This is a genomic window from Rhodococcus sp. YL-1 (genome assembly GCF_001942025.1).
Taxonomy (GTDB): domain Bacteria; phylum Actinomycetota; class Actinomycetes; order Mycobacteriales; family Mycobacteriaceae; genus Rhodococcus_F; species Rhodococcus_F qingshengii.
In genome coordinates, this window is sequence record NZ_CP017299.1 from 809,696 (window position 1) to 833,777 (window position 24,082).

21 protein-coding genes are annotated in these 24,082 nt (G+C 61.6%); 10 read left to right on the forward strand and 11 right to left on the reverse strand.

The window, feature by feature from the left end; translation table 11 throughout:
- The first annotated feature begins 103 nt into the window (after nt 1–103).
- Both BH682_RS03820 and BH682_RS03825 read left to right on the forward strand, forming a co-directional pair.
- Nucleotides 104–952, forward strand: a complete 849-nt coding sequence (locus BH682_RS03820; RefSeq protein WP_075835140.1) for a mycofactocin-coupled SDR family oxidoreductase — start codon at nt 104–106, stop codon at nt 950–952.
- A complete protein-coding gene (locus tag BH682_RS03825) occupies nt 949–2,409 on the forward strand; it encodes an MFS transporter (protein ID WP_047269629.1) in 1,461 nt (486 codons plus the stop codon). Before BH682_RS03820 ends, BH682_RS03825 begins: the two co-directional genes overlap by 4 nt.
- A 30-nt stretch (nt 2,410–2,439) precedes the next feature.
- On the opposite strand, the gene BH682_RS03830 is transcribed toward BH682_RS03825, so the two are convergent.
- Complete coding sequence (locus BH682_RS03830; RefSeq protein WP_075832108.1) at nt 2,440–4,002, reverse strand: glycoside hydrolase family 71 protein; 1,563 nt, start codon at nt 4,000–4,002, stop codon at nt 2,440–2,442.
- Nucleotides 4,003–4,442: 440 nt separating this feature from the next.
- Here BH682_RS03830 and BH682_RS03835 point away from each other — a divergent pair, with 440 nt between their 5' ends.
- Genes BH682_RS03835 through BH682_RS03845 form a run of 3 tightly spaced genes read left to right on the forward strand, consistent with a single transcriptional unit; the run spans nt 4,443 to nt 6,856 of the window.
- Entirely contained in the window at nt 4,443–5,399 is a 957-nt protein-coding gene (locus BH682_RS03835; RefSeq protein ID WP_019746865.1) for a daunorubicin resistance protein DrrA family ABC transporter ATP-binding protein, read from the forward strand.
- The gene (locus tag BH682_RS03840; RefSeq protein WP_003945537.1) at nt 5,396–6,196 is read left to right on the forward strand and encodes an ABC transporter permease; all 801 of its coding nucleotides are present in this window, start codon (nt 5,396–5,398) and stop codon (nt 6,194–6,196) included. Before BH682_RS03835 ends, BH682_RS03840 begins: the two co-directional genes overlap by 4 nt.
- 30 nt (nt 6,197–6,226) lie before the next feature.
- Nucleotides 6,227–6,856, forward strand: a complete 630-nt coding sequence (locus BH682_RS03845) for a TetR/AcrR family transcriptional regulator (RefSeq protein ID WP_007734052.1) — start codon at nt 6,227–6,229, stop codon at nt 6,854–6,856.
- On the opposite strand, the gene BH682_RS03850 is transcribed toward BH682_RS03845, so the two are convergent.
- Entirely contained in the window at nt 6,847–7,641 is a 795-nt protein-coding gene (locus BH682_RS03850) for a putative protein N(5)-glutamine methyltransferase (protein ID WP_075832110.1), read from the reverse strand. The two genes, BH682_RS03845 and BH682_RS03850, sit on opposite strands and share 10 nt — an antisense overlap.
- Before the next feature lie 209 nt (nt 7,642–7,850).
- Between BH682_RS03850 and BH682_RS03855 the strand changes: the two genes are divergently transcribed.
- Complete coding sequence (locus BH682_RS03855) at nt 7,851–9,011, forward strand: lipase family protein (protein ID WP_075832112.1); 1,161 nt, start codon at nt 7,851–7,853, stop codon at nt 9,009–9,011.
- Nucleotides 9,012–9,021: 10 nt separating this feature from the next.
- Here BH682_RS03855 and BH682_RS03860 read toward each other — a convergent pair whose 3' ends face one another.
- Nucleotides 9,022–9,588 carry a TetR/AcrR family transcriptional regulator gene (locus BH682_RS03860; RefSeq protein WP_075832114.1) on the reverse strand — a complete coding sequence of 189 codons (567 nt, stop codon included), beginning with the start codon at nt 9,586–9,588 and terminating at the stop codon, nt 9,022–9,024.
- A 127-nt stretch (nt 9,589–9,715) separates the two neighbouring features.
- Here BH682_RS03860 and zapE point away from each other — a divergent pair, with 127 nt between their 5' ends.
- A complete protein-coding gene (gene zapE / locus BH682_RS03865) occupies nt 9,716–10,663 on the forward strand; it encodes a cell division protein ZapE (RefSeq protein ID WP_075832116.1) in 948 nt (315 codons plus the stop codon).
- A gap of 9 nt (nt 10,664–10,672) precedes the next feature.
- On the opposite strand, the gene BH682_RS03870 is transcribed toward zapE, so the two are convergent.
- Nucleotides 10,673–11,422: a helix-turn-helix transcriptional regulator gene (locus BH682_RS03870; RefSeq protein ID WP_075832118.1), complete on the reverse strand. Its 750-nt coding sequence runs from the start codon at nt 11,420–11,422 to the stop codon at nt 10,673–10,675.
- On the opposite strand from BH682_RS03870, the gene BH682_RS03875 reads away from it, so the two are divergent.
- Entirely contained in the window at nt 11,397–12,242 is an 846-nt protein-coding gene (locus tag BH682_RS03875) for an ABC transporter ATP-binding protein (protein ID WP_007734065.1), read from the forward strand. The genes BH682_RS03870 and BH682_RS03875 overlap by 26 nt on opposite strands.
- Nucleotides 12,239–13,546 carry an FtsX-like permease family protein gene (locus tag BH682_RS03880; protein ID WP_075832120.1) on the forward strand — a complete coding sequence of 436 codons (1,308 nt, stop codon included), beginning with the start codon at nt 12,239–12,241 and terminating at the stop codon, nt 13,544–13,546. Before BH682_RS03875 ends, BH682_RS03880 begins: the two co-directional genes overlap by 4 nt.
- Nucleotides 13,547–13,564: 18 nt before the next feature.
- On the opposite strand, the gene BH682_RS03885 is transcribed toward BH682_RS03880, so the two are convergent.
- From BH682_RS03885 to kstD, 7 genes are all read right to left on the reverse strand, one after another.
- Nucleotides 13,565–14,413 (reverse strand): sterol desaturase family protein, encoded by an 849-nt coding sequence (locus BH682_RS03885; RefSeq protein WP_075832122.1) that lies wholly within the window; start codon nt 14,411–14,413, stop codon nt 13,565–13,567.
- 82 nt (nt 14,414–14,495) lie between these two features.
- The gene (locus BH682_RS03890; protein WP_075832124.1) at nt 14,496–15,305 is read right to left on the reverse strand and encodes a PE-PPE domain-containing protein; all 810 of its coding nucleotides are present in this window, start codon (nt 15,303–15,305) and stop codon (nt 14,496–14,498) included.
- A 188-nt stretch (nt 15,306–15,493) separates the two neighbouring features.
- Nucleotides 15,494–16,681 carry a serine hydrolase domain-containing protein gene (locus BH682_RS03895; RefSeq protein ID WP_064688701.1) on the reverse strand — a complete coding sequence of 396 codons (1,188 nt, stop codon included), beginning with the start codon at nt 16,679–16,681 and terminating at the stop codon, nt 15,494–15,496.
- A 133-nt stretch (nt 16,682–16,814) separates the two neighbouring features.
- Nucleotides 16,815–17,102 (reverse strand): MerR family transcriptional regulator, encoded by a 288-nt coding sequence (locus BH682_RS03900; protein ID WP_003945791.1) that lies wholly within the window; start codon nt 17,100–17,102, stop codon nt 16,815–16,817.
- 858 nt (nt 17,103–17,960) lie between these two features.
- Nucleotides 17,961–19,724 carry a cholesterol oxidase substrate-binding domain-containing protein gene (locus BH682_RS03905; RefSeq protein WP_007734073.1) on the reverse strand — a complete coding sequence of 588 codons (1,764 nt, stop codon included), beginning with the start codon at nt 19,722–19,724 and terminating at the stop codon, nt 17,961–17,963.
- A gap of 69 nt (nt 19,725–19,793) precedes the next feature.
- Nucleotides 19,794–20,651 carry a MaoC/PaaZ C-terminal domain-containing protein gene (locus tag BH682_RS03910; RefSeq protein WP_075832126.1) on the reverse strand — a complete coding sequence of 286 codons (858 nt, stop codon included), beginning with the start codon at nt 20,649–20,651 and terminating at the stop codon, nt 19,794–19,796.
- The gene (kstD, locus tag BH682_RS03915) at nt 20,641–22,365 is read right to left on the reverse strand and encodes a 3-oxosteroid 1-dehydrogenase (protein WP_007734077.1); all 1,725 of its coding nucleotides are present in this window, start codon (nt 22,363–22,365) and stop codon (nt 20,641–20,643) included. The genes BH682_RS03910 and kstD overlap by 11 nt, the downstream gene beginning before the upstream one ends.
- 115 nt (nt 22,366–22,480) lie before the next feature.
- Between kstD and BH682_RS03920 the strand changes: the two genes are divergently transcribed.
- Entirely contained in the window at nt 22,481–24,079 is a 1,599-nt protein-coding gene (locus BH682_RS03920; RefSeq protein ID WP_075832128.1) for an FAD-binding protein, read from the forward strand.
- Nucleotides 24,080–24,082 lie beyond the last annotated feature (3 nt).

Below are 24,082 nucleotides of genomic sequence, written 5' to 3' on the forward strand. Positions count from 1 at the left end.
CCGGCTGGATTCCCGCTGTCCGGGATCGACTGTTTCTTTCGGGCGGGTTCGGAGTACGCATGCAGTACAGCGCATGCTGGCATACGACGAACTAGGAGACGGCATGAACAGCCTCGAAGGCAGCTTCGAAGGAAAAGTTGCACTGATCACCGGCGCCGCACGCGGTCAGGGGCGCGCCCACGCTGTCGCATTCGCGGAGCATGGCGCGGACATCGTGATCTGCGACCGGTGCGAGAACAGTGATGTCGTCGCCTACCCCCTCGCAAACGAGGAGGATCTGAAGGAAACCGTTCGTTTGGTGGAAGCCACCGGTCGTCGGTGCATTGCCGTCAAGGCAGACACTGCTGATCGCGACGCAATGGACGCGCTCGTTGCCCGCGCTGAAGCCGAGTTCGGCCGTGTCGATATCGCCGTCGCGAATGCCGGTGTGTCCGTGCCCGCTCCGATCACGTCGATGACGTCGGCGCAGTGGAACGAAGTCATCTCGTCGAACCTGACCGGTGTGTTCAACACCGTTGCGGCCGTGTCAGGTGGAATGGCGGAACGTGGTTACGGTCGCATCATCACGATTTCCTCGATGATGGGTCGATCCGGTGGCACCCAGATGGCTGCGTACGGCGCCTCCAAGTGGGGCGTCATCGGTTTGACGAAGAGTGTGTCGCTCGAACTGGCAAACTCGGGTGTGACCGTGAATGCTATTGCACCGGGGAATATCTCGACGCCGATGATTCACAACGACATGATGTACGCGATGATGCGGCCTGACCTCGAATCGCCGACGGCAGACGACGTCGAACCCGTGTACGCGACTCTGCATGCGCAGCCGGTCGGTTGGCTGGATCCCTTCGAGATCACGCGAGTAGTCCTGTTCCTCGCCGCCGACGCGAGTGCCCACATGAGTGGCATCGTGGTTCCTGTCGACGCCGGAGTAGCCGCTCGCTCGAACGCTTGACGGACAAGACTGTTCGCGCGAAAGCGCGGACCGGGTGGGTCGTCGGCGTCCTGAGTCTGAGCGGTGTGGTGGTCGCGCTGCAACAGACCTTGGTGGTGCCGGTCCTGCCTGCGTTCGCGACGGCATCGGGAGTATCGTCCTCCACCGCTTCCTGGCTGGTGACCTCGACATTGCTGACCGGTGCCGTCGCAACCCCTCTCATCGGCAGACTCGCCGACATGTTCGGTAAGCGCGCGATGATGCTCGTCTGTCTTGCCGTGATGATCGTCGGCTGCATGGTTGCGGCGCTCAGCCAGAGTTTCTGGTTATTGATCCTCGGGCGCTCGTTGCAGGGGTTCGCGACGGCACTTCTGCCCGTCGGAATCAGCATCATGCGCGATGTCCTTCCTCCGGAAAAGCTCAGTGGTGCAGTAGCTCTCATGAGTGCGACGTTGGGGATCGGTGGCATGTTCGGTATGCCGATGGCTGGGGTGATCTCGGCGCACTGGGGACTACCCGCGCTTTTCTGGGTCACCGGTGGATTCGGGGTCGTACTGATAGTCGTCTTGCCTCTGGTGGTGCCGGAATCGGCTGTGAAGAGTCGCGGACGCTTCGACTTTCTGGGAGCCACAGTCCTCACGCTCGCTATGACTGCACTGCTGCTGGCCGTTTCGAAAGGAACCGAATGGGGCTGGGCAAGCCCCGAGGTTCTGGTTCTGATCGCGTCCGGCGTGGTCTTGCTCTGTGGATGGATTCCGTGGGAACTGCACACGCCGGCACCGCTGGTCGATCTGCGGACTTCCCTTCGCGCTCCGATTCTGGTTTCGAACGTCTGCGCAGTATTACTCGGTTTTGCCATGTTCATCAGCGCGTTGGCGGCAACGCAGGAACTTCAGTTGCCCCTGGCGTCGGCGGACGGTCTCGGACTCTCGGCTGCCGAAGCCGGACTGGCGATGATGCCGGGCGGAGTCCTGATGATCGGATTGGCGCCGGTGTCGTCGAAGGTGACGAGGCGATGGGGAGCGAAGGCCACGTTGGCCTCAGGAGCGATCGTCATCGCAATCGGATACGTCTTGCGTGTGCTGTTGACGCCGACGCTGGTCAATATCGTGATCGGCGCTGCCGTGGTATCGGCCGGTGTGGCATTTTCCCTGGCAGCCATGCCGACTCTGATCACCGAATCTGCGCCGATCCATCAGACTGCCTCGGCCAACGGATTCAACAGCCTGCTCCGTTCGGTCGGTACCTCCACCGGAAGCGCCGTTGCGGCAGCGGTATTGGCCGGTTCGACGGTGGTGATCGGTGCGAGCACTGTGCCGACCCTGCATTCGTTCGCGGTTTTGTACTGGATCGGAGCGGGCGTATCGGCACTGGCGGCCGCGGTGACCTTGGCAGTGAGGGTGGAGCGGACGGGGGCGGTATCGCGGCCCGAGTTACCAATTGCAGCCGAAACCGATGGCGCAACGAAGATCGGGTGAGTCGACGGACTCACCCGATCTTCGTCACCGTTATCTCCGACTGGAATCGACCAGGTACTCGAGATTCTGGTTGTACGGTGTGGCCGTCACCGCCGCGTGCGAACTCACCCGAGACACCTCGGTAGTGCCGCGAACGACAGAGGCCTTGATGGAACCTACTTTCAACGGGGCGATGCAGCTGCTCATCCCGGCCGGGGCATTGCAGGTGGTTGTCGTGGTTCCAACCGTCACTTTGACGACTGCGGGAGCGGTCAAGAAGGTGAGAACCTCGACGGTATCGCGAGCGGGGGATGACCATTGGCGCAGTGTCATAGGGGCAGCAGAGCGATTGACGGGGACCGCGGAGACCGACTGATTGCGATAGACGAGATACGCGGTGTCGCGAACAATCGCGGGTGAGGCGCCGGAGCGGAAGCTGTACAGCCCGTAGGAACTCATGTCGAGTAACGCGCGCCCATGACCGGCGCTGGGTGCGAACGACGTTCCCTCGCTGTAGTCGTTCCAGGTGACGAGCTGTACCCATTCACTGTTGGACGCAATCGCAATCTGCCACATGTTCTGCAGATTCTGTGAATTCTGTGCCTCGTCGTAGATCGACTGACTCGGACGAACATCTTGGAAGGCGACTGGCTGCATCCATATCTTTCCCAAGGAGTGAGCGGCAGCAGCAAGCCCCATCGGAGAGTTCGGGTTCGATCCCGAGAGCGGATTTCCTGCCGGATTTCGGTTACCCCAATTCGACATCCCGTAGCTGATCGATGCAAAAGAATTCCGGTTGGCTGCTGCGTCGAGGAAAACCGGAACAAATGCCACATTTATTCCGTAAGAATTTTTCATAATAGTGATGAACTCCGACCACCAGCCCGCAGTCTTGTTTTCGGCAAGAAATGGCGAGATCACTAGTCGTCCGTCGCTCAATTTGAACGATGATGCCATGGTCGAATACGGTTTCATCTCTGCTGCCATTTGAGCTGCGGTCATGTTTTTGAACGCGCCGTTCATATCAGGCATGAGCATGATCTTGAAATTCGGATCGACTGCTGCGGCCGCTTTGATCAGGGCGGTGGGCACGGTGGAACCCCACCAACTGGTGTCGGTTGCCTTGGCGATGATGTCGACGGAGAATCCGTCGATGCCCGTGGCGATTGCCGAACGAACTTCGTTTTCGAGGTCGCGTTGGCGCCACTGCGTATCGGCGATGGGTTGCCGCGGTGTCGGCCGATCGCGGAGGAATCCTCCGTAGCGAACGTGTTTGTTGTTCTCGCCGTTGAACGTAAGATATTGTGTCGCATAGTAATCGCCAGACGGATTCGCATTGTCGATCGAAACCGGATAGGGCGGGAAGTAGTGAGCGAAAACCAACTTTCCGTTCAGTGCTGACTTGGGTGGAATGTCGAAGGGCAGCGCTGCAGATTCAGGATTCGCCGAGAACGAGGCCGGCGTGTACGTCGACGCGGAGCGCGGTTGTGTGTTGTACGCGGCGATCAGTGCGGCCGCGACAATCACGGCCAGGGTGAAGCAGATGGTCTCAAAGGAATATTTCGCCGTTTTTCGGATCCACGGAGTTCGGATGTATCGAGTTCTGATACTCATGGCACAGTCAGCCTTTCTCGATCCCCCGAAGTGTGAGTCTTCCCCGCGTGCACTGAATCGGTGATTCAATTCTTTTCGACCTCTGCCTGATTTGTAATTCGAGATTCGACACCATAAGTCAACCGTCACCGGCCCGAGTGTCACTTGCTGAACGAGTGTAACGCTGCCGCGTTCATCATGAATACCTGAAAGCGGTCTTTGTTCAAGAATTTCGGGTTTTTCTTTCCGGTATATATCCGTCGAAAGGTCGGTGAAATTTATCGGCTGTATTGGACAGGACTGGGACGTGTGGTCTGTTCCGTACCTCGTGGCCGAAAGGCACCGGCGAAACCAGGGAGGTGATTGCAGCCGGGCAACTGACGAAATTTCCTGGAATGTGTCGGCCTCCTGGGTCACACTGGGGAACGGACTACCGACGGATTACCGATGCGGGAGGGCTCATGACCGAAGCGATTGTGGCCGAGGGGCTGGTCAAGAAGTACGGCGACGTCACGGCATTGGACGGCATCGACCTGGAAGTGCGCGAGGGTTCGGTGATGGCTCTGTTGGGCCCCAACGGCGCCGGAAAAACCACTGCGGTAAGGATATTCACGACGCTGCTCATTCCCGACGGTGGACGCGCCAAGGTTGCCGGGCTGGACGTGGTCGAGGATGCGCGGGCGTTGCGATCCAAGATCGGTGCTTCGGGTCAGTACGCCGCGGTCGACGAGTACCTGACGGGCTATGAGAACTTGGACATGGTCGGGAGGCTGTATCACCTCGGCGCCCGAAGCAGTAAGGCCCGAGCGCGTGAATTGCTCGAGCAGTTCGATCTCGTCGAGGCTGGAGATCGGCCGGTCAAGGGCTATTCCGGCGGAATGCGGCGACGTCTCGATCTCGCCGGCGCATTGGTTGCTCGGCCGCAGGTGTTGTTTCTCGACGAGCCGACCACCGGCCTCGATCCTCGGGCGCGACTCGGTCTCTGGGACGTCATCGAAGGGTTGGTGGCTCAGGGGACCACGCTGTTGCTCACGACGCAATACATGGAGGAAGCCGAGAGGTTGGCCGACCAGATCGCCGTCATCGACCGCGGCTCGGTCATCGCGCGCGGTACTGCAGACCAGTTGAAGGCGCGGGTCGGGGGTGAGCGCATCGAATTGAGCGTGCACGAGGTCGAACATCTCGACATCGTCCGCGAGGAATTGCGCTCGCTTGCCGTGGGGGACATTCAGGTTCAAGAGAATGTCCGTCGCGTCACCGTTCCTGTCGACGACGGCACCGACGCGTTGGTGGCGGCGCTGAATCTTCTGTCGGTACGAGGCATCCGCGTATTCGACGTCGGCTTGCGCAGACCCACTCTCGACGATGTCTTCCTCACACTGACCGGGCACCAGGCTGAACTGGAGGATCAGAAATGACCGTGCAGATGGCGCTCGAAGACGGTTTGACCATCGCCAGGCGAAACTTGATCAAGATCAAGCGCGTTCCGGATCTGCTGGTGTTCACCACTTTGTCGCCGATCATGTTCGTGCTCTTGTTCGCGTATGTGTTCGGCAGTGCGATCTCGGTCCCGGGCACGTCGTATCGAGAATTTCTGATCGCCGGAATCTTCACGCAGACGGTCATATTCGGTGCGACCTGGACTGGTTTGGGGATGGTCGAAGACATTCAGAAAGGAATCATCGACAGATTTCGATCGCTGCCCATGGCTCCGTCTGCCGTGCTGACAGGCCGAACATCGAGTGACGTGTTGATCAACGTCATCAGTTTGGTGGTCATGTCGTTGACCGGTCTTCTGGTCGGGTGGCGGATTCACTCCAGTTTCCTCGAAGCGGTGGCGGGTTATGCGCTGCTTCTGTTCTTCGCGTACGCGTTGTCGTGGGTCATGGCTGTTGTCGGGCTTTGGATCCGGACACCGGAGGTATTCAACAACGCGAGCTTCATCGTCATCTTTCCGCTGTCGTTCATCGCGAACACTTTTGTCGAGACCACCAATCTTCCCGGCCCGCTCAAAGTGATCGCCGAATGGAATCCGGTGTCGGCGGTTACTCAGGCGGTGCGTGAATTGTTCGGCAATACCAATCCTGCGATGACGGTTCCGGATGCGTGGCCGCTGCAGAATCCGGTCATCGCGTCGTTGTTGTGGACTTTCGGTTTGCTGATCGTCTTCGTGCCGTTCGCTATTCGTCGGTATCAGAAGGCAGTCAGCCGCTGACCTGGTGATTCCGGCCGGTAGGGTGGATATGTGCCGGAGCCCGAACGCATCGACAAACGCAGCCTGAGATACGCCGGGCGACGTGAGGAGTTGCTCGACGCGCTGACCCGCTACGTCATCGACAACGGTGTCGGGGAGTTGACGGTGAGGCAGCTCGCCAAGGCCGTGGGTGTGTCGCATGCGTCGTTGCTCAACCATTTCGAGAGCAAGGAGAATCTGCTCTCCGAGGTCATCGAGAACATGCGTGGTGAGTCCATTCCGATTGCGGTGCCGATGAAACCGGGGGTCGATCCGGCGACAGTGCTGACTGCGTGGTGGACCGAACGTACGACGCCGGAGGTCCTGCCGCGGTTCCGGGTGATGGTCGAGATCTACGCCCTCGCGCTCGGCGACCGCGACCGCTACGGACGGTTCCTGGACCGTTTTGTGGGCGATTGGATCGAGGCACTGGAAGCCGGTCTACGACAAGCGGGTTGCCCTGAGGACGATGTTGCCTCTGTCGCTACTCTGTTGCTCTCGCAAATGCGGGGTCTGTCGATGGATCTTCTGGCCACCGGGGACCGGGCCCGCGTCGATCGCGCGTTCGGGCTTTTTGTCGACGGCTTTGCCGCCCGCGCTCGGGAGTGGTCCACGCCAGGATCCGATCGCCTTCAACGCTGACCGATCACCACGGTCGACGCGGTCTCGCTGTAGGTTGCTACCCGAGTGAGAAACCCTCCCCGAGTGAATGTTTCAACAGTCATTTCGACCTGCTCCGTACTCGTCTCGACGAGAAGACAGCCACCCGGTCGTAGCCACGGCGCGGCGTCCGCGATGATGCGACGCTGCAGGTCCAGTCCGTCGGTACCGCCGTCCAACGAGACCAGCGGTTCGTGAAGACGGGCTTCGGGCGGCATCAGCCTGATCGATTCGGTGGGGACGTAAGGTGCATTGGCGACGACGACATCCACGCGACCGAGTAATTTCGTCGACAGTGGTTCGAATAAATCGCCTTCGAGTACACGCTCGGGCGGTGTGATGTTTCGGCGAGCGCACCGCACTGCGGCCGGTTCCACGTCTACCGCGTACAAATCGACGGCGTCGAGCGTCGACTGCAGGACAGCACCGACAGCTCCTGAGCCGCAACACATGTCGACGACGACGCTTCCTGGGGTGACAAGTGAGCAGGCCTGCCAGGCGAGAAACTCGGTGCGCCGGCGTGGGACGAAGACTCCGGAGTCGATGTGAATGCGCAAGCCGCAGAACTCGGCCCATCCGAGGACGGGCTCGAGTGGTTCGCCGGCAACTCGTCGGTCGACCATCGCGTCGAGTTCATCGCGAGAGCGTGCGGTGTGAAGAAGTAGGCGAGCCTCGTCTTCGGCGAAGACGCAACCTGCTGCTCGGAGGATCGCGGCCACCGACTTCTGCTGCGAAGCAGGGAAGGTCGGGAGATCAGGTGCTGACATGAGAGAGCCTTTCGGCCTCCTGATCTCGCGGGGGACCTGCACGTATCGAACACCGCCACCCTACCCGAGCAGGCGTGTCACGACGGTAGATGCGGAGCGGGAATTTAGGTTGACCAAATGGTAAGGCTGTTCTATGGTCTGAACTCGATCAGCTGATGTGGGGCCGATCACCACATATGCATCGTCACCGCAATCGGTAGGAGAAGTACGTGAGTAAGCGACTGTGTAGGACGCTCGTCGGACTGAGTGCGAGTGCGTTGGTGGCGTTGACAGTTGCGGCGCCGGCCGGAGCGGAACCGAACGATGCTCCGGGTGCTGTCGTGAGTCAGGAGTTGCTCGGTCCCGACCGGGTGATCCCGGGTGCCGTGAGCGCAACGAAGGTGACGTACTGGTCGACGGGCCCGAAGGATGCGCCGATGACGAGTACCGGTGTGGTGTATCGCCCAGAGGGAGCTCCGCCCGAGGGTGGTTGGCCGATCATCTCCTACGCGCACGGGACGGTGGGTGTCGCGGATCAGTGTGCGCCGAGCAGCAGTGTTCCACTCGAACGGACCGCGACGCATCTGGGTCACTGGCTGGAGCAGGGATACGCGGTGGTGACCACCGACTACGTGGGGCTCGGAACACCCGGTGTTCACCCGTATCTCGACGGGCGTTCCGCTGCACACAGCGTTGTGGACATGGTGCGTGCCGCTCGTGCGGTCGACGACGACCTGTCGCGCGCATGGGTTGCGATGGGGCAGTCGCAGGGCGGGCAGGCGACTATGTTCACCGCTTCGCTTGCCACTGCTTACGCGCCGGAGTTGGACTACCGCGGCGCTGTCGCCACTGGTGTCCCCTCGAACATCGAGAATCTTCTACCGCTCGGTGGTCCGGCTTTCCCGGCGCTTCCGCTCAAGGGTACGACGGTCTACATCGCGAACGTTCTTGACGGACTGCGTGCTTCGCGGCCGGATATCGACATCGACTCGTATCTGACCCCGCTCGGCAAGACCATCCTCGACGACGTCGAGAACAACATGTGCTACACCGAGGCGCGCACGAAGTACGGAACCGTCACACTCGGGCAGGTGCTGACGAAGTCGCTGGACAATCCAGTATTCATGGAGGCTGCGCGTGACCTGCTCACTGTGCCGACCGCAGGATACGACCGCCCGTTCTTCATCGGTCAGGGGTTGTCGGACATCGATGTTCCGGCACCGCTGACACTGAAGTTCGCGGCCGACCTTACTGCCAACGGTGTCGACTTTGCATTCCATACCTATCCCACTGATCATCTGGGAACCGTTCCGGCTTCGGTTCCAGACAGCACCCCGTTTGTCGCGGCACTGTTTTCTGGTCAACGGCCCTGCACCGGAAGCCTCTGCTGACCAACATCTTTCAGGCGGCACCAACTCCGCGCAGATAGATGTCGATCGGGATCCGAAGTTGCCGAACGGTTTCGGAGGGGCGGGGATCTCGGCTACGCGCTCCGAGGCAGTAGTCGAAGATCAAGCCCTCCAGAAGGCTCAGAAAATTTTCGGCGGCGACGTCAGGATCGTCAACGCCAACGATGTCGAAGACAGGCCTTGCCTTCTCCCGTGAAAACAGGCTGTCTTCGAGGAGTTGGTGCAATGCCGAATCTCGGGGAGTTTCCAAGAGCAGTGCATATCTCGCGATCAATTCGTGTCTGCGATGCGAAAGAAGATCATCGAGATACTCGGCCGTCAGGGCAGCAGGATCGCTGGGCCTCTCGCGGAGTTCGTCGAATATCGAACGTGACCGGTGCACGATGTGCAATGCGGTTGCTTCGAGTAGTGCCTCGCGAGTGCGGAAATAGTACGACGTCGAACCGGCAGGAAGTTCCAGGGACTGATCAACCGCCCGATGGGTGAGTGCACGCGGGCCCTGCTCGGCGATGATCGTGACGGCGGATGCCGCGATGAGGGCTCTGCGATCAGGCTTCATGTCGTTCCTTGCTGTCGATGTTGCATGCTGCCGGAGCTGCATGCTGCAGATGGTGCGTCGTGAGGGTCACATTGACTCGATTTGCCTTCGATCACTAGCCTCGACTCTACAGACGTAGAGGAGTCTTATGCTACTGGACGAAGAGCAGTTGGCGGCACGCGAAGCCCTCGACGCACTGCAGGCCCGGATCTCGGGCGGTGAGGTCGGGGGTGGGATCTATCTCTGGGGTAGCGTCGGCCGCGGGAAGACGATGCTCATGGACGAGTTCTACGACAGGCTCCCGGTCAGCAAGCGGCGCATTCACTTTCATCGGTTCTTTGCAGATCTGCACTCTCGGGCGCATGAACTCGGCTCGATGGGCGTGGCACTGGATCACGTCGTCGATGGAATCCGTGTGCTCTGTTTCGACGAGTTCCACATCGACGACGTCGCCGACGCCATGTTCATGGCAAGGGTTCTCGACACAATCGTCGCGAAAGGTGTGACTGTTGTCGTCACGTCCAATGTTCCGCCGACCGATCTTCTTCCCAATCCGCTTTTTCACGAGCAGTTCGTTCCGTCGATCGAGTTGATCGAGCGGACTCTCGAGGTGATCGAGTTGGGTGGCTCCGTCGACTATCGGACGGCGGGACAGCCAGGTGCCGGGGACTACCGATTTGCGACAGGGGAATTCCTCGTCGGCTCGGGAATTACGCGGCCTTCGGGCGAAAGTGTCGAATTGACGATAGGCACACGCACATTGGAGTGCTCGGCGATTCGAGACGGTGTCGTCTGGTTCGATTTCGAGGTGCTGTGCACTGGTTCGACCTCGGCTGCCGATTACCTCGCGCTCGCCGCCCGCTTCGACGACTGGGTGATCTTCGGAGTGCCGGTGCTCGCCGAGGCGTCGGAATTTGCCCTTCGCCGTTTCGCGAATGTCGTCGATGTTCTCTATGACGTCGATGCGCGGCTGACGATCTACGCCGACGCTTACGTCGAAGAAGTGGCAGGCAGCCTCCGGGACGTGCCGGGGTTGGCGCGCCTCTACAGTCGTCTGTCGCTACTGGAGAGGTCGGCGGCGGGCAGCATCAGTTGAGGAGCAGCGTCAATTCCAGGTGAGATCGCCGGTCGCGGCGCTGGGCGTGAGTCCGAACATGCTGTGGCAGATCCGGTTGAGATGGGCGCTGTCGGTGAAGCCGGCCTCGTGGGCACTGGTTGTCAGGCTTGCGCCACCGCTCATCACTTCCATGGCGCGTCGTAGCCGCAACCAACGAATGTAGGTCGAAAAACTCATCTGCAGTTGATCGTTGAAGATTCTTCCCAATCGGCCGGGCGAGATGGAGACCAGCGCGGCGGTGTCCGTCACCGTTATCGGCCCCGAAAGTCGCTCGGGCAGTATCGTCAGAGCATGCTCGAGTGCAGGGTGAAGAGCGCGTACGTTCGACGGCTGCTTGCTTTCGGACAGTGAATCGATCAGCCTCGCTGCGTATTCCAGATCCGAATCAGCGCCACGGTCCGTCATCGCTACTGCGGTCCGCCCACGGTCCGACCAGTCGGCCACACCACCGTGCTCGGATACAGGCGGCCTGATGCGCCGGCCCATCCCCGTGGTGGAGTCCACGTAGATCGCTCGTCCCCGCGCACCCTCGGAGGCGGACAACGCGTGGACCGCCCCGGATGGAATGACCACGGACCGCACGACTTCACTGTGGCCGTCCCCGTCCGTGACCGTGACGTCCCCGTCGTCGATGATCATGATCTGAACAGCGGCGTGCGAATGCATGTGCGCGGATCCCACTGCGCCGGTGAACATGAGAATTCCGGGCTCCATGTGGACGGCGCCGGACCAGGTCATGTCGGAAATCATAGTGACGACCCTGACAGAGCTCGGGGTCCGGTCATCCTCCGGTAGGACCGCACTCGGTTCGAAGATCGTGCGCTGGGCCGACGTGCTGGCGAGGGGTTCACGAGAAGGTGGAATCATGAACAATGCACAAGCACCCGCAGTCCTGTCGGTCCACGCGCTGGGCAAGTCGTACGGCGACGTTCCAGTGCTCCGAGGTGTATCGCTGGAAGTGCGCGCCGGTACTGCTACGGCCATCATGGGTCCTTCAGGGTCGGGCAAGTCGACTCTGCTGCATTGCATGTCAGGAATCGTCAAGCCCGACTCGGGAGCAATCCTGCTGAGCGGCAGGCATATCGAGAACCTCGGTGAGAACGACCGCAGCCGCCTCCGACGCGAGTCGTACGGATTCGTTTTTCAATCGGGCCAACTGTTGCCGGAGCTTCCGGCGATCGAGAACGTCGCTTTGCCCTTGGTGCTCAACGGGTTGTCCATCGCCGAAGCCAAGCGGACGGCGCACGGCTTCTTCGCGCCATTGGGACTGGACGGGCTGCAGGACCGTCGCCCGGGTCAGATGTCGGGTGGGCAGTCGCAACGTGTGGCGATTGCGCGAGCGTTGGTGACCAAACCCGCCGTTCTCTTCGCGGACGAGCCGACCGGTGCCCTCGACGCGCAGACGAGTTGGGAAGTGATGAGGGTGTTGCGTGATTCGGCTCAACAGATCGGTTCTGCGTTGGTCGTCGTCACCCACGATGCCGAAGTCGCCCGGTGGTGTGATCGCACGATGATGATGCAGGCCGGTTCGCTCGTCGGGACACAGGTGGCGGCATGAAGGCCACAGCGCGCGTTGCATTGATGACGGTGCGAGGTGAAGGCCGAAAGGCCTTGAGTACCTTCGCGCTTCCCGTAACGGCCTTTGCCGCCTCGACGACGTTGTTGCTGACGGTGCTCGGCGGCTACGGTGCATTTGCGGGCAGATCGAGCGAACCCGAAGCCGAGGCGTACCTAGCGCTCGCAGGGGTTGCTTCGGTGTTGATGATCGTTCCAGCCGTCACTCTCGGTCTGGCGGCGGCCCGCTTGGGCGCGCGCCGTCGCGACGAACGACTTGCCTCGCTGCGACTCATCGGATCCACCCCTCGCCAGATCGTTGCGCTGTGCGCTGCGGAATCGGGTATCCAGGGCTTGGCCGGTGCGTTGATCGGTATGGTGGGATACCTCCTCGCGTTGCCGCTCGTAGCTCTCTTGAGATTTCAAGGTCGGACATTCGAGTGGAGTGAGCTTTGGGTAGGCGCACTTCCGCTGGTGGGCATCGTATTCGGAATGACCATCCTGGCTGCTTTGACGTCGATGCTCGGGATGCGCCAGGTGTTCGTGAGCCCGTTGGGCGTCACGGCGGGCAATCCCAGCGCCGCACCGAAGATGATCTTCGCGGTGGCTGGGGTGGGGGTTCTTGTGGGATGGAGTGCATTCGGGGGCTCCGCGGCAAGCATCGCGGCAATCCTGGTGGGCCTTGGTCTCTGCTTCGGTGTTGTTGCGTTGGTCGGTCCGTTCGTCATTTCGCTGCTTGGACGGATCATGCTCAAATGCGCCAAAGACGGTGCTTCGCTGATTGCGGCGCGTCGGGTCTTGGATAATCCGAAGGCTGTGTGGCGCACGGTCAGCGGTGTGACGATGGCCAGCTTTGTTGCCGCAGGCACATCTCTCCTCGCCGCGATCGGCAACGGAGAAGGGCAGGATTTGCAGCCAGGGCAGGAGTTCCTGTTCGCGGACATGAGAACCGGGGTGTTGTTCACTCTCGGAGCAACATTCACGTTGGCGGCAATCTCGTCTGCGCTCACCCAGGTATCCGGGATCCTCGACAACCGTGAGCTGTATCGGAGTCTGACTCTGGCCGGTACACCTGTCGAGGTGATGGACAGCGCCCGCATGCGGCACGTTCGCACTCCCGTGGTGGTGATGGCACTGGCCGGTGCCGGCGCTGCACTGCTGTTCCTCTTCCCACTGGCAGGGGCAGCCGTATTGACCACTCCGATGGCGCTGGTTCAGTTGGGCGTCACCCTGGCTGTGGGGATCGCGTTGGTGTTGGCCAGTGCGTTTGCAGCCAAGCCCGTCATGCGACGGGTACTCGCGGGCTGAATCTCCGCCCCTCGTCCGTCAGTTCTGTCTCCGGAACGGTTCGGCCAACTGGCCGAGGTAGTCGTCCGGGTAGTCGGGCTTGGCCGCCATTCCGAGATCGTCACTGCTGAAGCGCTTTTCCGGATCGAAAGAATAAGTGCGGAACAGGTGATCCCAGATCAGAGTGAACAAACCGAAATTGACGTCACCGATTCCCGCCCACTTCAGGTGATGGAATCGGTGGCCGGCGTTGAGGGCGAGTATCGGACGCAGGGGGCCGATGCGGTAGTCGGCATTCGAATGCTGAAGCAGGAGTTGGACAGCGACACAAACCGCGAGCGCCGAGGCAACTGGAACGGGCATCCCGAGGAGGATCAGTGGCAGGACGCCACCGGCGGTTTCGAAAGTCTGATGCACGGGGTGCTTCATCAGTCCGTTCATACCGTAGAACCGTTCGAGGCTGTGATGAACCGCGTGGAAACGCCACAACCATCCAACCTTGTGGCTGATCAAATGCACCACGGTGATGCCGAAATCGGCAACCAACACTGCGAAGACGACCTGAAGGACAAACGGAAGACCGTTCGGCCACAGCCCGTCGAACGGAATCACCGCTGCCATCAACGGAATTACCGCGACGCTGACCAAGATGAGGGATTCGTTGACAAACGCATGGACAGCGTCGCGAAACCTGTCCGGTCCCGGGGCATTCCACGAAGATTCGTAGGGAAGCGCCCGTTCGGCCGCGAAAGAGCAGACCACTGCGAAGAGAATCAATGCCACCAGTGACCATTTCGGCGCGCCGGATGCCGCCAGCGCGATTGCGGCTCCGTTGATTCCCAAGAGCATGAACGGGACGTACCCGTATCTGACGATGAGGGTGAGCATGTATTCGATGGTGCACGGCGCGGGTGGTCCTCGACTTGTACGAATCGGTCGACTTTCAGTCAGCCGAACAAGCGGTGTCGCGTTACTTCGTCAGCACGGTGGCGAGTGCAGCGCTCAGATACGGAGTGATGTTCTCGAGGACCCGTGTCACGATCGCAGTGGCGACGTCAGCCGGTTGCAGTGGCACCGACGGTGTCTGCGGCAGCGCCGGGGGAGCAGGCGGAGCGGGCTCGGACATCATCGGCGTGTAGGTGTTGTGCTTCGTGAAGTAGCCGAAGACCGAATCCACGAACACCTCGGGCGCATCACGCGGCTTGGGCATGTTGCAGATGCCGTCACCCTCGATGCAGACTTCCTGTACTGCGATGTCTCCGAATCCGCCGCGTGCTCCGGACATCGTCGCTCCCGGAACGACATTGGGCACTACGGTTTCGATGCCCCCGGCCGAGTTACGAGGGTCGGCGTAGAGGACGCCTTCGACTTGCGACTGCGGAATGGATCCGTCGCGTGCGATGTCACCGAGCACGTCGCCGGCAATACGCGCTCCCTGTGAGTATCCGGTGACGACGATCTCGCTGCCCGGGCACTGAGCGTGGAAAGCGTTGACTTCAGTGCGAAGCGTCTGGGCGCCGGCGGCAACGCTCTGGTCGTACGTCTGTTCGCCGAGCGGCCAGAAGCTGGCGGGGTAGGTCACCGGCTTGGAGGCGTAACCCTGGGCGACGTAGCGGTCGGTGACGGGTTGCGTCGTTTGTCCCGTCGGATCCCACGTTCCGCCGACCGCGAATACCGCACCGGCCGGGCACGACCCACCGTCATTCGGGTCCGCTCCGGCAGGTACCGACATCACAAGAGTCACCCCCGCTGTGACTGCAACCGTGCATGCCACTGACATCGCGTATTTCCTCATCGGGCCTGTCCCCATCTATCTACGTTCTCGTTCACTGGCGAGACAACCCGCGGTCCGACGCGTTTCGTTCGGTACTGAAGAGAATGGTGATGGGGCGATAAGTCCTGGAGGTAATCCGTGCGTAAACAGGAAGTTGCCGACCGGCGCTGTTTACTACCAGCGTGTGTGGGGCGTCACGGCGTCGGTACCTGCGGCGGGTGATCCGGCTCGAGGAGGGTTCCGATCTCCTTCCCCATCGACACGGCGTTGTTGAGGTCCGCGTTGGTTGTCGGCCCGAGTGTGGCGTAGACGACGATCGTCGTCTTCGAGTCGGGATAGTAGAGCGCGAGACCGTTGTAACCGCCGTACGACGGGTTCATCACCAGCCAGCCGTCGAGGTGCCCGGTCCCGAAGGAAAAGAACTTGTCCGCCGTCATACTTCCCAAGCCCGCAGTCGTCGGCGCCATCTGCTGCTCGAAAGCCTTGTCGGAGAGTAACTCTCCCGTTCCCAGCGCGCGCACCCACTTTCCGACGTCGGCGACAGGCGCGTTCATGTTTCCGCTGTGCAGGAACGCCGTCGGATTCCAGAAAGTGGAGTCTTCGAATACTCCACGTTCATTGGTGTAACCGTGCAGGATCGGTTCGTCCATCTGCGACGTGAGTACAACGCTGCTGTGATCCATCCCGAGTGGATCGAAGACGCGCTGCTGAAGTAGTTCGCCCAGCGGTTTTCCAGTCGCTTTCTCCATGACGTCGCCGAGCAGCGTCAGGTCGCTGTGCGCGTACGCCCAACCGGTGCCGGGTTCGAACAACGGCGGGCGGGAGTTGGCAAGATCCAGGATCTCTCGAGAAGTCCAGCCCTTCATCGGGTTGTCCGTGAAGAGTTTGAGGAACTGTGGATCGGTCACGTAGTCGGAGATGCCCGACGTGCTGTTGGCCAGCATTCGCGGAGTGATGGTGTCTGCGCGTGGAAAGTTCGGTTCCCACTTCGCGATCGGTTGATCGAGGGGAAGCGTTCCCTCTTCGTCGAGTTGCAGCAGGACTGTCGAGAGCATCGGTTCCATCGGTTGGCCGACGCGCAACTGCATGTCGGTTGTCGCCGGAACTCCGACAGGGGACTCTCCGACGGCGCCGAGAGCAACTTCGTCGTCGCCTCGCCACACCCCGAACACAGCGGCACTGAGGCCCAAGTCGGCCACTTGGCGGCGGACGATGTCCGTGATCTCGGTGGATTCCCGACTGCTCGAGGTGCTGGGAGAGGCGCTGCCCGTGTTTGTTGCGGAGTCATCGTCGGAACTGCACGCAGCGGTTGCAATGGCAACGGTCAAGGCGATCGACAGAGCAGACAGCCGCACCCGAGCGCGGTGGTGGGAGGAAGTCATGCCTGCGATCCCTTCGATGTGGAAATCGAGCAACCGACGCCGAGCAATGTCCCAATTGGCCGAATTTACCGCAGTTGGAAGGAGGAGGGGTCAGATCGACCGTATAGGCGCAACTGCTGTTCCAGTGCAGTCCTCATTCGGGTGCCGCGTCCGGTTCCTCTCGCAGGTCCTGCGCTTGCTGAAGCTCGGCGTTGATGCGACGGGCTTCGGTGAGTTGGTCTTCGAGGATGATGATGCGGCAAGCCGCGTCGAGCGCCGTGCCGTTGGCTACGAGTTCGTGCGCGCGGGCTGCGATGCGCAGCTGGTAGCGGGAGTAGCGGCGATGTCCGCCCTCAGAGCGTTGTGGGGTAAGCAGTTTCGCGGCATCGAGGCTACGAAGGAAAGCTTGCCTGACACCGAGGATCTCGGCCGCATGTCCCATGCTGTACGCAGGATAGTTCTCGTCGTCGAATCTGCCGGAGGGGTCCCCCGGTGGTGTATCTGCCGGAATGGCTCGCTTCTTTCGCTGAACGGACGGGGCCCCCGGCGCGAGGAGCGCCGGGGGCCGGATGGGGTTGAACTTACTTACATAACTGCATTCTTTCGAACTTCCGGACTCGCACAAGACATCCGGTAGCCGCTTTGAAGGGGGGTGCCGGGTCCGACTACACACTCACACACGAATTCGGCCCCGGCACGTCCCTGCCCTGCGGTACTGCTTGCGGGTAGTTCATCTCTCCCGCATCTCTTGACTCGTTCCTTGCTACGAGAAAAAAGATACAACAGCCTCGCGAGAATGTCTACCCTGACCGCTGTAGATATTTTGTTGCGAACATTCTAGGTGTTGATATTCAGGAACAGCCTGGTCGCCGGGGGTGAGAGCGCTCAATGTGAGTCATAGGAGATGGATCTGGGACAATGCTCCGATGCGAAATACCCCGAAGTCCGAGTCGTTGTTGCGCGCCCGCGCGGAGAGGGAAGAGCGCACCGGCTCCTCCGAGCATCCAGCTGGTGGCGCGCCGAACCCCGGAGAGGACTCGTCGTCGTCCGAGCCGGGGGGCACGCAGCGACAGCGCCACGATTCGGTCGGCTCGGTCCGAGCTCTCAACTCACGCCAGGGCAGTGGAAAGTATGCACGAGGCGATCCATCCTGATCGCGATTGAGGCAGCTGCCTCGTCGGGATGCGGGGGGACTCCTTCATCCCGCTCACTGCAACGCGCGACGGCCGCCGCACTCCCGAAAGTAAGGGGAGTGGCGACGACCGTCGAGTTGTCAGAGTGTGCGCTCAGTACTTGAACCTCAAGGCAGCAACTGGTCCAGGAAGGTGTTGCTGAAGACCTTGTGCGGATCCAACGCGTTGAATGCGGCGTTGGCGGTGTCCCAGTTGTCGCTCGATGGGACGCCGTCGCGGTAGGTCTGGGGGAGGCCCTGGGTGATGATCGGGGTGTCGGTGTACGGCTTGTCGGGGCCGAACGCCCAGCCCTTGGACCACTCGGGGCGGAAGGTGGCGTCGTTGTTGTTGTAGTGATTACGCATCCACTGTTCCATTTCGCGGTAGAACGCGAACATGCCGGGGGTTCCGGGGACGCCGAGGACGTTGAGCCAGATGGCGGTGTCCCATTCCGGATGGTCGGGGCGCGGGCGCATGGCCGAGATGGTGGGGGCGCCTGCCGAGTCGACCTCGACATCCGACGGTTGATCGAGGCCGCAGCAACGGATTTCGACGGGCCCGTTGAGGGGGAACTGTCCGATGGAGCGGTAGTACTCCATGCGGCCGTTGAACCACTGGGTGAAGTCGTGGATGACCTGGCCGATGTTGGCGCGAGAGGTGATGACGGCTCCGCCGCCCTCGGTCAGGCGCAGGGTGGTGGCCCGGATGTAGAACTGGACGTCCTTGGACCATCCCCACAGGTCGTTGGAGAACGTCGCGGCGAGTCCGGCAACGGTGGTGGCGTACATGATCTGCCCGAATGCCGGTGCGATGCCCGGGTTTCCGGAGTTGATCTGGCCGATCATGTCGGTGACCGGCTCCGGGAGGTTGTCGGAGAAGATGTAGTTGTACGGTCCGGTCACCTCACGCGAGAACGGCGGCTTGGTGGGGGCAAGTGACCACACCTTCATCCACGGGCGTTCGGTGAAGGGGTACCAGATTGCTTCTGCGCGACCGTTTTCGCGGACGAACTTCTCGAAGGTGCGTCCGGACGCTCCGCGGGCGCCGAAGAGTTCCTGCCAACCGATGTCGGTGTGGCTGACGCAGCGCATGCGGTAGTTGGGGGCGGCCTGCAAGGTGACGGAGGTGAGGAAGGTGCGTCCGAGGTGAGTCAGCAGCGGCTTGATCGCCGCGTCGCTACGCGCGTACGTCTTCAGTGCGTACTCGCTGCCGTTCCAGACCACTGCGGTCAGGGAGGTGACGAGGTTGGAGAGTGAGCCGAAAGTCTGTCCGGGAACGTGTGCTTCGCCTTCGGCGGGGAGAGCTGCGCCGTGAGCGTCGACGGCGAGGCAGCCGGCAATGGTCAACACACCCGGCGCCGGCAGGTTCGCGAACCCGAGGCCCTGTGCCTGCAGTGCGGTCGTGATGGCGTCGAGGGTCGCGCCGGGTCCTGCGGTGACGGTGGCTGGGCTGCCACCGGCGTTGACGGAGACTCCGGTGAGGTGGACCGTGGTGTCGGCGAGGATGACCTTGTCGACCGGCGCACCGTTGACGATGGTCAGCGGCGTCCAGCCGTGCATGGCGCCGCGGGGACGAATGGTGTAGCCGTTGGCATGACCCCAGTTAGCGAGGCGGACTACGTCTTCGGGCGTCTTGGGCGAACAGGTCCAGATCGCGTCGAGCATGATCTCCTTGGACCAGTTCTGATATGCCTGCTGGTACAGCGCGATGCCTTCGGGGAAGGCAGGCGGCGGCGTGAGGGTGGACACGGGACCACCCGCGGAGCCGGAAGAGCCGGCGGGGACGGCGTAGGCCGGCGTCCAGCCGGCGAATGCGGTCGCTGCCACGGCGCCGGCTCCAGCGGCCATGAAACCTCGTCGGGACAGTCGGAACTTTTCGTCTTGTGCCGTCATCTTCGGGCTACTCCATCGGGTTCGAGAACTACGGTGAGTTCTAACAGGTGGGTATCAGACAGGTTGGTATCAGACAAGAGTGAGAACTACGTCAGCCAGGGCAGGAGCTTCGCGCTCCAGTACAGAAGCTGAGATCAGGAGTCGCCCATTGTCTTTCCAGATCTGGATACTCAAGTTCTCGCCGGGAAATACGACCCCGGCAAAGCGGGCCCGAAATCCGGCTACCCGACTGCTGTCGCCGTCGAGCATGGTATCCACTGCGGTCTTGCAGACCATTCCGTAAGTACACAGTCCATGCAGGATAGGCGCTGGAAAGCCTGCCGCGGAGGCGAATTGCGGATCCGAGTGCAACGGATTCCGATCACCACACATCCGGTACAGCAAAGCCTGCTGTGGAAGCACAGGCGTCACCACTGTCTCATCTGCTTCGCGATCCGGAAGCGTAATCGACTCCGACGGAACACGTTCACCCCCGAAACCACCCTCGCCGCGGGCGAAAATGGACGAGCGAGCTGTCCACAGCGGGTTGCCCTCGGCGTCGACCGTGACGGATTCCTGCACGATCACCGCGGCCTTGCCCTTGTCCCAGACCTCGGCGATTCGAGTTGTGGTGCGGCCACTTCCACTTGCCGGGATCGGCTGATGGACAGTGACTTCCTGGCTCCCGTGGACTACCTTCGCCAGATCGATTTCGACGCCGGGGAACGACACCTTCGGTGCTTCGGTGGCGTGGAAGTTGGCGGCGACGGTGGCAAAGGTGGGTAGTACCTGAGGCTTTTCGTCGTCGAGGTATCGAAGCTCGTTCGGATCAAGCGGACGAGCACCTGCCCCCAGGGCCAAGTGGTAGTGCTGCACGTCCGACGGGGTCCACGAGAACTCTTGTGGCGCAAGCTCGGCGCCGAGTGCGATCTTCGGATCAATTGGCATGGTCGACCGCCGTCTTTTCAGCTGCAGGTGCTTCGGTTGTCTCGGCCTTCTTCGCACGCTCGACGATGTCGAGTACGGCCAAGTAACCGAAAGTCATTGCGGGACCGATGGTCGCGCCTGGTCCGGCGTAGGTGTGGCCCATGACCGGAGCGCTCGCGTTGCCAGCCGCGTAGAGGCCGTCGATGACGCTTCCGTCTTCGCGTAGTGCTCGGCCGTTGACGTCGGTGCAGATACCACCCTTGGTGCCGAGGTCACCCGGAACCATCTTGATGGCGTAGAACGGAGCCTTGCTGATTTCGGCGAGGCTGGGGTTCTTCAGTCGGGGATCGCCGTAGTACGCGTCGTAACCACTGTCACCGCGTCCGAAGTCCTCGTCCTTGCCGTTGCGCGCGAAGCCGTTGAACCGATCGACGGTTTCGGTCAGCGATGCGACGGGAAGCCCTGTCTTCTCTGCCAATTCGGCGATGGTTCCCGCCTTGACCACGATGCCGGCCTTGAGCCAGCGGCCGGGGAAGGGGGAGCGGGGAGTGATACCGGCAAACGTGTAGCGGTTGCGGTAGCGCTGATCGAGAATCATCCACGTCGGGATGTTCTCGCCGGGGCCCTCGCCCTGACCGTACTCACCGCCGTACATCGCATGGGTCGCCTCGACGTACGGAGCAGCCTCGTTGCCGAAGCGCTTGCCCGACATGTTGACCATCATGCAGCCCGGGAGGGTGCGCTCGGAGAGAGCGAACCACGGTCCGCCGGTCAGCGGAATGGACGGGCCCCACCAGGCGTCGTCCATGAAATCGACTGCAGCGCCCACTTCTTGGCCTGCGCGGATACCGTCGCCGGTGTTTGCCTTCGCGCCGACGGTCCATTCGGTGCCGATAGGTGCGCGCTGGTACTTCTCACGCATTTCCTTGTTGTGCTCGAATCCGCCGGATCCCAACACGACTCCGTGGCGAGCGCGGATGACCTGCTCCTCGCCGTCGACGATGACGTTGACGCCGCGAACTGCGCCGTCTTCGGTGTACAGGGAGGTCAGCGGGGTGTTCAGCAGGATGGGTACTCCGGCGGACTGAAGTCCGAGTCGAATACCGGCGACCAGTGCCTGGCCGCGAACCAGCAGATCCTTCTTGGTGGCCTTCGCTGCGAGGAATCGCATGCCGACCTTCATGGCGCGCAGGGGTCCGCGAGGATTGCGCATCAGCAGGTTGAGCCACTTGTAGTCGGCCTGGGTGATGACGAAGTTCTTGGGGGCCTTGACGTAGTCGGGCTCGAGGTTCTTGCGGTCGGCGCCCAACTTGTTGCCGTCGAACGGGGTGGGCTCGACACTGCGGCCACCGAGGCGTCCGCCGGGTGCTTCCGGGTAGTAGTCGGAGTAGCCGGGAACCCACTGCAGCTCGAGCGGGCTGTTCTTCAACACGAACGAGAGCATCTCGGGACCGCGCTCGAGATAGGTGTCGATGCGTTCGGGAGCGACAACGTCGCCGATGATGCTGTGCAGGTAGGAACGTGCGGCCTCCGGTGTATCGGTGACACCGTCCGCTTGAAGTGCCTCGTTGTTGGGGATCCAGACCCCACCACCGGAACGGGCGGTCGATCCGCCGTAGTGGGCGGCTTTCTCCACGATGACCACACTCAAGCCCTGGTGGGCTGCGGTCAAGGCCGCTGTCATACCTGCGGCACCACTGCCGACGACGACGATGTCGTATTCCTGCTTGCTCATGTAGAACACGTTATAGAATGATGGGGGTGTCAGTCCATGCTTTCTGCCAGGAAGTATTTCCGGACGTTGTCATTGATAACGAAACACGTTGCAGTGAGATTGAGGATGGTGCGGTGTGACCTGGGATACTTCGGTTGACGTCCTTGTGGTCGGGTTCGGTGTGGCGGGCGCCAGTGCGGCGCTCGAAGCTGTAGCGGCCGGTTCGTCGGTTTTGGCAATCGACCGAGCACTCGGTGGTGGTGCCAGCACGATTTCCGGAGGAATCTACTACGCCGGCGGCGGCACCGTGATTCAAAAGGAAGCCGGTGTCGAGGACAGTCCCGAAGCCATGCTCGCCTACCTGAACCGCGAGGTCGGTGACGCGGTGACGCCGCAGACTCTGCGCCGGTTCGTCGACGAGAGCCCGGCGTCGATCGACTGGCTGCGCAGTCACGGCGTGCCGTTCGAGGCCTCACTCTGTCCGTACAAGACGTCGTACCCGAGCAACAAGCACTACCTCTACTTCTCGGGTAGCGAATCGGCCGGCGGGTTCCGTGACATCGCAAAACCTGCTCCGCGTGGTCATCGCGCCAAGGGGCGTGGCACGTCGGGAAAGATGCTGTACGGCCCGCTCGCGAAGTCCGCGGAGGCGAAGGGCGTCCAGTTGCTCGGCCAGACGCGAGCGGACCGGCTGATCATCGAGGACGGCCGGGTGCTCGGCGTCGAAGCACTGACGCTGCGTGACGCACCTGCCGGAGTTCGTCGCCGTCACGCGACGCTCGGGTCCCTGTCCTCCAAGCCCGGCGTCTACGCACCGCAGTTGCGCACGATTCTCGACGCACTCATCGCGAAGATCGAGAAGAAGCACGCCAAGCGGATTCGCATCCAGGCACGCGGCGGCGTGATCCTCAGCGCCGGCGGCTTCGTGTCCAATCGCGAGATGATGCGCACCCATGCCCCCGCGTACAAGGGCGGTATCCCGCTCGGCACCTCCGGGGACGACGGCAAAGGCATCAACCTCGGTATCGAAGCCGGGGGAGCCACCGACAAGCTCGGCAATGTGTCCGCCTGGCGATTCATCGTCCCGCCGAGTGCTTTTCTCGGTTCCATTTTGGTGGGTGAATCCGGTGCGCGAATCGTCGACGAGTCCCGTTACGGTGCCGCTCTCGGTCAGGCGATGGCGGAGAAGAGCAGCGGAATCGGTTGGCTGCTGGCAGATTCCGAACTCGTTCGCGAAGCGAAATCGCAGATAAGTGACCAGTCGATGTGGTTCCAGCGGGTACAGACCACCGGAATGATGCGTACTGCAGTGCGTGGCAACACCATTGCCGAGATCGCCCGCAAAGCGGGGATAGACGTCGCCGGCCTTCAAGCCACCGTCGACGCGCACAACTCCGCTGCCGCTGCCGGACAACCTGATCCGATGGGTAAACCGTCAGACTTCGTCAGGCCGATACTGTCTGCGCCGTTCACGATGTACGACGTCTCGATCAAGCCCAACATGATGAATCCGTGCCCGATGCTCACGCTCGGTGGATTGGTGGTCGACGAATCGTCCGGCATGGTGAAAAACGAGGCCGGGGAGGGTATCCCTGGTCTGTATGCCGCCGGCCGTACCGCGGTCGGTATCTGTTCCAACTCGTATGTGAGCGGCTTGTCGCTCGCCGACTGCGTATTCTCCGGACGACGAGCCGGTCAGCACGCAGCCGCATTCTCCACAGTCGGAAAGGCCTGAACG

What these genes read in the sequence shown, in the direction of transcription:
- BH682_RS03875 (WP_007734065.1), top strand. Translation starts at nt 11,397, where the DNA reads ATGTGGACGGCGCCGGACCAGGTCATGTCGGAAATCATAGTGACGACC.
- BH682_RS03890 (WP_075832124.1), bottom strand. Translation starts at nt 15,305, where the DNA reads ATGTCAGTGGCATGCACGGTTGCAGTCACAGCGGGGGTGACTCTTGTG.
- BH682_RS03850 (WP_075832110.1), bottom strand. Translation starts at nt 7,641, where the DNA reads ATGTCAGCACCTGATCTCCCGACCTTCCCTGCTTCGCAGCAGAAGTCG.
- BH682_RS03840 (WP_003945537.1), top strand. Translation starts at nt 5,396, where the DNA reads ATGACCGTGCAGATGGCGCTCGAAGACGGTTTGACCATCGCCAGGCGA.
- BH682_RS03860 (WP_075832114.1), bottom strand. Translation starts at nt 9,588, where the DNA reads ATGAAGCCTGATCGCAGAGCCCTCATCGCGGCATCCGCCGTCACGATC.
- BH682_RS03885 (WP_075832122.1), bottom strand. Translation starts at nt 14,413, where the DNA reads ATGCTCACCCTCATCGTCAGATACGGGTACGTCCCGTTCATGCTCTTG.
- BH682_RS03900 (WP_003945791.1), bottom strand. Translation starts at nt 17,102, where the DNA reads ATGGGACATGCGGCCGAGATCCTCGGTGTCAGGCAAGCTTTCCTTCGT.
- kstD (WP_007734077.1), bottom strand. Translation starts at nt 22,365, where the DNA reads ATGAGCAAGCAGGAATACGACATCGTCGTCGTCGGCAGTGGTGCCGCA.
- BH682_RS03820 (WP_075835140.1), top strand. Translation starts at nt 104, where the DNA reads ATGAACAGCCTCGAAGGCAGCTTCGAAGGAAAAGTTGCACTGATCACC.
- BH682_RS03895 (WP_064688701.1), bottom strand. Translation starts at nt 16,681, where the DNA reads ATGACTTCCTCCCACCACCGCGCTCGGGTGCGGCTGTCTGCTCTGTCG.
- BH682_RS03830 (WP_075832108.1), bottom strand. Translation starts at nt 4,002, where the DNA reads ATGAGTATCAGAACTCGATACATCCGAACTCCGTGGATCCGAAAAACG.
- BH682_RS03835 (WP_019746865.1), top strand. Translation starts at nt 4,443, where the DNA reads ATGACCGAAGCGATTGTGGCCGAGGGGCTGGTCAAGAAGTACGGCGAC.
- BH682_RS03870 (WP_075832118.1), bottom strand. Translation starts at nt 11,422, where the DNA reads ATGACCTGGTCCGGCGCCGTCCACATGGAGCCCGGAATTCTCATGTTC.
- zapE (WP_075832116.1), top strand. Translation starts at nt 9,716, where the DNA reads ATGCTACTGGACGAAGAGCAGTTGGCGGCACGCGAAGCCCTCGACGCA.
- BH682_RS03905 (WP_007734073.1), bottom strand. Translation starts at nt 19,724, where the DNA reads ATGACGGCACAAGACGAAAAGTTCCGACTGTCCCGACGAGGTTTCATG.
- BH682_RS03910 (WP_075832126.1), bottom strand. Translation starts at nt 20,651, where the DNA reads ATGCCAATTGATCCGAAGATCGCACTCGGCGCCGAGCTTGCGCCACAA.
- BH682_RS03880 (WP_075832120.1), top strand. Translation starts at nt 12,239, where the DNA reads ATGAAGGCCACAGCGCGCGTTGCATTGATGACGGTGCGAGGTGAAGGC.